Genomic DNA, 5,075 nt, shown 5'->3' with positions numbered 1-5,075 from the left:
CTCCCCCCACGGGGGGAGCGGGCGCAGTGCTCCTACGAGCGGGGGAGTGCGGTGAGACGGCCGGACCCGGGGGGATGTGGTCTCCGGCCGTCTCGTCGGTTCCTCCGGCCGCACACGGCCGGGGGAACCGGTTCTCAACGTAGCGCCAGGCCGCCGGAGATAAAGGCGCATTTCATCCTGCTTGTCCTACCGCGTGAGCGAATCGTGACGTGGATATGGTCCGACCGACGCTCCCACGGGCCGAGGAGGCCGGAACCCCCTCCACCGGTCCGGACCGCTGCGGCGGTCCTGTCGCCCCCGGGGCCGGGCCTCAGGTCGTGTAGACGACGAAGGACACCGCGATGTAGTGGCAGACGAACGCCGCGATGGTCAGCGAGTGGAAGATCTCGTGGAAGCCGAACCAGCGCGGCGCCGGGTTGGGCCGCTTGAGCCCGTAGACGACCGCGCCGACGCTGTACAGGACCCCGCCGACGAGGATGAGGATCCACGTCGCCGGATGGGTCCCGTGGACCAGGTCGGGGATGAACAGCACCGCCACCCAGCCGATGGCCAGGTACAGGGCCGTGGACAGCCAGCGCGGGGCGTTGAGCCACAGGAGTTTGAAGCCGACCCCGGCGATGGCCCCGCCCCAGACCAGCGCCAGCATCGCCGTGCGCAGGGTGCCGTCGAGGACGAGCACGATGAACGGCGTGTACGTGCCCGCGATGATCAGGTAGATGTTCGAGTGGTCCAGGCGCCGCAGCACCTTCTGTGCGCGGGGCGACCACCGGCCCACGTGGTAGACGGCCGAGGTGCTGAACAGCAGCACCGAGCTGAGCGCGTACACGGCGCTGGCGAGCAGGGCCGGCACGGTGGGGGAGAGCGCGACCAGGACGATGCCCGCGGCGAGGGCGAGCGGCGCCGTCCCCAGGTGGAGCCAGCCCCGGAGTCTGGGCTTGACCGCCTCCAGGAAGTCTCCGGCCGCGCTGACGGCCCTCTCCGGCATGGACGCGTCGCCCTGGGGCTCCCCGCCGCCCTTCGCGGCTCCGGTGCCGTGTCCGCCGGGCCCGTCGTCCCCGGCCCCCGCGCCGCCCTTGCCGTTGCTCCGCGTCCGTTCCTCCGACACGTTGTTCCCCTCCGTCCCGCGGTCCGCGCCGCTGCGGGCCTCTTGCCCAGCCTAACTTACGGAGGCGTAGGTTACTTGCCGGTAAGCCTGTGTCGCGTGGCACAGCGGCCTCCGGTGGAAGGTGTGGCGCGGGATTGGTCGGGTGCGCCCCCGGGGCGGCAGGGGCGGGAGGGGAGCGCCTCGCCGTGCGAGCGCGGGGCTGTGACCAGGGGGTCCGTGGCTGTCGGGGTGTGCGTTCCCTGGTCGGGGGGTCGGGGTCGGCATTCCTGGGCTGAACCATTGGTATAGACCTCTCTAATGTCCTTGACCTGCTGGAATGCTGTCAAATGGTGGTTCATGAAGGGGTGATGATGCGCAGTGTGGATAGAGTCGCGCCCATCCGGGCACAGGCGCCGATCCACCGCGGAGCCGTCGAGAATCGAGGGAGACCCCCGTGGCCAAGTACGTCTACACGTTCACCGAGGGCAACAAGGACCTGAAGGATCTCCTCGGCGGCAAGGGGGCCAACCTCGCCGAGATGACCAACCTCGGACTCCCCGTGCCCCCCGGGTTCACGATCACCACGGAGGCGTGCCGCCACTACCTCTCGCGCGGCAGCGTCCCCGAGGGCCTGGACGCCGAGGTCGAGGCCAACCTCGCCGAGCTGGAGAGGACGATGGGGCGCCGCCTCGGCCAGGCCGACGACCCGCTCCTGGTGAGCGTGCGCTCGGGCGCGAGGTTCTCCATGCCCGGCATGATGGAGACGGTCCTCAACATCGGCCTCAACGACGAGTCCGTCGTCGGCCTCGCCGCCCGGAGCGGGGACGAGCGTTTCGCGTGGGACTCCTACCGCCGCCTCGTCCAGATGTTCGGCAGGACCGTTCAGGACATCGAGGGCGACCTCTTCGAGGAGGCCGTCGAGGAGGTCAAGGCCGCCAAGGGCACCACCGACGACCTGGACCTCGACGCCGCCGACTTCCGCGAGCTCGTCGGGCGCTTCCAGGACATCGTCCTGGAGCGGACCGGGCGGCCGTTCCCCTCCGACCCCCGGGAGCAGATGGCCCTCGCCGTCAAGGCGGTCTTCGACTCCTGGAACGCCCCCCGGGCGGCCCTCTACCGCCGGCAGGAGCGCATCCCCGCCGACCTCGGCACCGCCGTCAACGTCTGCGCCATGGTCTTCGGCAACCTCGGCATGGACTCGGGTACCGGCGTCGCGTTCACCCGCGACCCCGCCTCCGGCCAGCCGGGCGTCTACGGCGACTACCTCCAGAACGCCCAGGGGGAGGACGTGGTGGCCGGCATCCGCAACACCGTGCCCCTCGCCGACCTGGAGAAGATCGACGCCCGGAGCCACGCGGAGCTGATGGGCATCATGGACACCCTGGAGAACCACTACCGCGACCTGTGCGACATCGAGTTCACGATCGAGCGCGGCAAGCTCTGGATGCTCCAGACCCGGGTGGGCAAGCGCACCGCCGCGGCCGCCTTCCGCATCGCCGACCAGCTCGTCGACCAGGGCATGATCACCCTGGACGAGGCCGTCCAGCGCGTCACCGGCGACCAGCTCGCCCAGCTGATGTTCCCCCGCTTCGACGAGGCGGCCGTGGCCGGGGCCGGCGTCCGCCGCATCGGCCACGGCATGAACGCCTCTCCCGGCGCCGCCGTGGGCAAGGCGGTCTTCGACTCCTACACCGCCGTCAAGTGGTCGCGCAGCGGTGAGAAGGTCATCCTCTGCCGCAGGGAGACCAACCCCGACGACCTGGAGGGCATGATCGCCGCCGAGGGCATCCTCACCAGCCGCGGCGGCAAGACCTCCCACGCGGCCGTCGTCGCCCGGGGCATGGGCAAGACCTGTGTCTGCGGCGCCGAGGAGATCGACGTGGACACCAAGAACCGGCGGCTGACCGCCCCCGGCGGCGAGGTGGTCGAGGAGGGCGACGTCATCTCCATCGACGGCACCAGCGGCGAGGTGTACCTCGGCGAGGTGCCCGTCGTGGACTCGCCCGTCGTGCGCTACTTCGAGGGCGAGATCGACCCGGCCTCCGACCAGGCCGACGACCTCGTGCGCTCCGTCGACCGGCTCATGCACTACGTCGACGCGGCCCGCCGCATGCGGGTGCGCGCCAACGCCGACACCGCCGAGGACGCCGCCCGCGCGCGCCGCATGGGCGCCCAGGGCATCGGCCTGTGCCGCACCGAGCACATGTTCCTCGGCGACCGCCGCCAGCTGGTGGAGCGGCTCATCCTCGCCGACACCGAGGACGAGCAGCGCGACGCGCTCGCGGAGCTGCTGCCCCTCCAGCGCGAGGACTTCGCCGGGATCCTGGAGGCCATGGACGGGCTGCCCGTGACGGTCCGCCTGCTGGACCCGCCGCTGCACGAGTTCCTCCCGGACATCACCGAGTTGTCGGTGCGCGTGGCCGTCGCCGAGGCACGCGGGGAGAGCCACGAGAACGACCTGCGGGTGCTCCAGGCGGTGCACAGGCTGCACGAGCAGAACCCGATGCTGGGCCTGCGCGGCGTGCGCCTCGGCCTGGTCGTCCCCGGGCTGTTCTCCATGCAGGTGCGTGCCATCGCCCAGGCCGCCGTCGACCGGATGGCCGCGGGGGGCCGCCCCCGGCCCGAGATCATGATTCCGCTGGTCGGCACCGTGCAGGAGCTGGAGATCATCCGCGAGGACGCGCTGAGGGTGCTGCGGGAGGTGGAGCGGGAGCACGGGGTCGAGCTCGACTTCCCGGTCGGCACGATGATCGAGCTGCCGCGCGCGGCGCTGACCGCCGGTGAGATCGCGGAGAACGCCGAGTTCTTCTCCTTCGGGACCAACGACCTCACCCAGACCGTGTGGGGCTTCTCCCGCGACGACGTCGAGGCCTCGTTCTTCTCCGCCTACCTGGAGAAGGGCGTGTTCGGGGTCTCGCCGTTCGAGTCCCTGGACGTGGACGGCGTCGGCCGCCTGATCCGCATCGCGGTGGAGGAGGGCCGCGCGGCGCGGCCCGGCATCAAGCTCGGCGTGTGCGGCGAGCACGGCGGGGACCCCGCCTCGGTGCACTTCTTCCACCGTGTGGGCCTGGACTACGTCTCCTGCTCCCCGTTCCGGGTCCCCGTCGCCCGCCTGGAGGCGGGCCGCGCGGCCGGGCGCACCGCGGGCTGAGGCCCCGGGCCGGACGCGGTTCCGCGGGGGTAGGGCACCCCCTCCCCCCGCGGGGGCCGGGAAGCGGCCGGCGCCGCGCCCCGGCCGGAAGGGTTCCCCGGCGACGCCCCGGCGTCGGCAGGACGACCGTCCGGCGCCGACTCGGGAACCGACCGGGGACCACCCTCCCCGGAGGGCCGCCGGCCGCAGAGAACGCCCTAGACTCGACCCTGCCGACGGTGGGGTCCCGAGACGCCCGCTGTGACCTCTTCGTGATGTATTCTGGCCGCCGGTAAGGCCGCCGCTCCCGGCCTCCCCCCACACGCGGAGGCGGGACGCGCCGACACCACCCCCGCTCCCGCTCGCCCGACCCCGTGCCGCCGCGAACCACCGGCCGGTACGGGCCGTCCCAGCGGGTAGCAGGATCCCTGTTCAGAGAAGTTGTGCGGAGGTGAGCCGGTGCGAACGGCGAACGACGGCCGCGGCGACGAGCCGTGGGAGGAGCCGGTCACGGCCCCCTCCTCAGACGACGAGTCGACCAGGGTCTTCTCCCGTGACGACTTCACCGCTGTCCCCGCCCCTCCGGCGGAGGCGGCCGGGGACGGCGTCGGAGGTGCGGACGGCGAGGCCACCCGCGAGTTCACCAGGGCGGGGCCCGCCGCGTCCGGCGACCCCGCCACCCGCGAGTTCGCCCGCCCCGGGCCCTCCGACCCCGGGAGCGCGCCCGACGACGGGGGCACCCGTGCGTTCGACCGGCCCGACCCCGCCTCCGACGACCTCCACGGCGCCCCGGCGGAGGACGCTCCCGCCGGGGCGGCCTTCACCCGGCGCTTCGTCAGGGACCGGCCGCGGCCCCGGGGC

General features: G+C 72.7%; 2 protein-coding genes and 1 pseudogene. 2 read left to right on the top strand and 1 reads right to left on the bottom strand.

Annotation, left to right across the window (positions count from 1 at the left end):
• Positions 1-310: 310 nt before the first annotated feature.
• Complete coding sequence (gene trhA, locus ACWGL3_RS30830; RefSeq protein ID WP_267950472.1) at positions 311-985, bottom strand: PAQR family membrane homeostasis protein TrhA; 675 nt, start codon at positions 983-985, stop codon at positions 311-313.
• 553 nt (positions 986-1,538) lie between these two features.
• On the opposite strand from trhA, the gene ppdK reads away from it, so the two are divergent.
• Positions 1,539-4,235, top strand: coding sequence for a pyruvate, phosphate dikinase (ppdK, locus tag ACWGL3_RS30825; protein ID WP_452462099.1), 2,697 nt, complete (start codon positions 1,539-1,541; stop codon positions 4,233-4,235).
• A 438-nt stretch (positions 4,236-4,673) separates the two neighbouring features.
• Positions 4,674-5,075: pseudogene (locus ACWGL3_RS30820) on the top strand (YdcF family protein); the annotation flags it as partial.

This window comes from Nocardiopsis sp. NPDC055824 (assembly GCF_053616335.1).
This window is presented reverse-complemented; position numbering and strand designations above follow the sequence as displayed.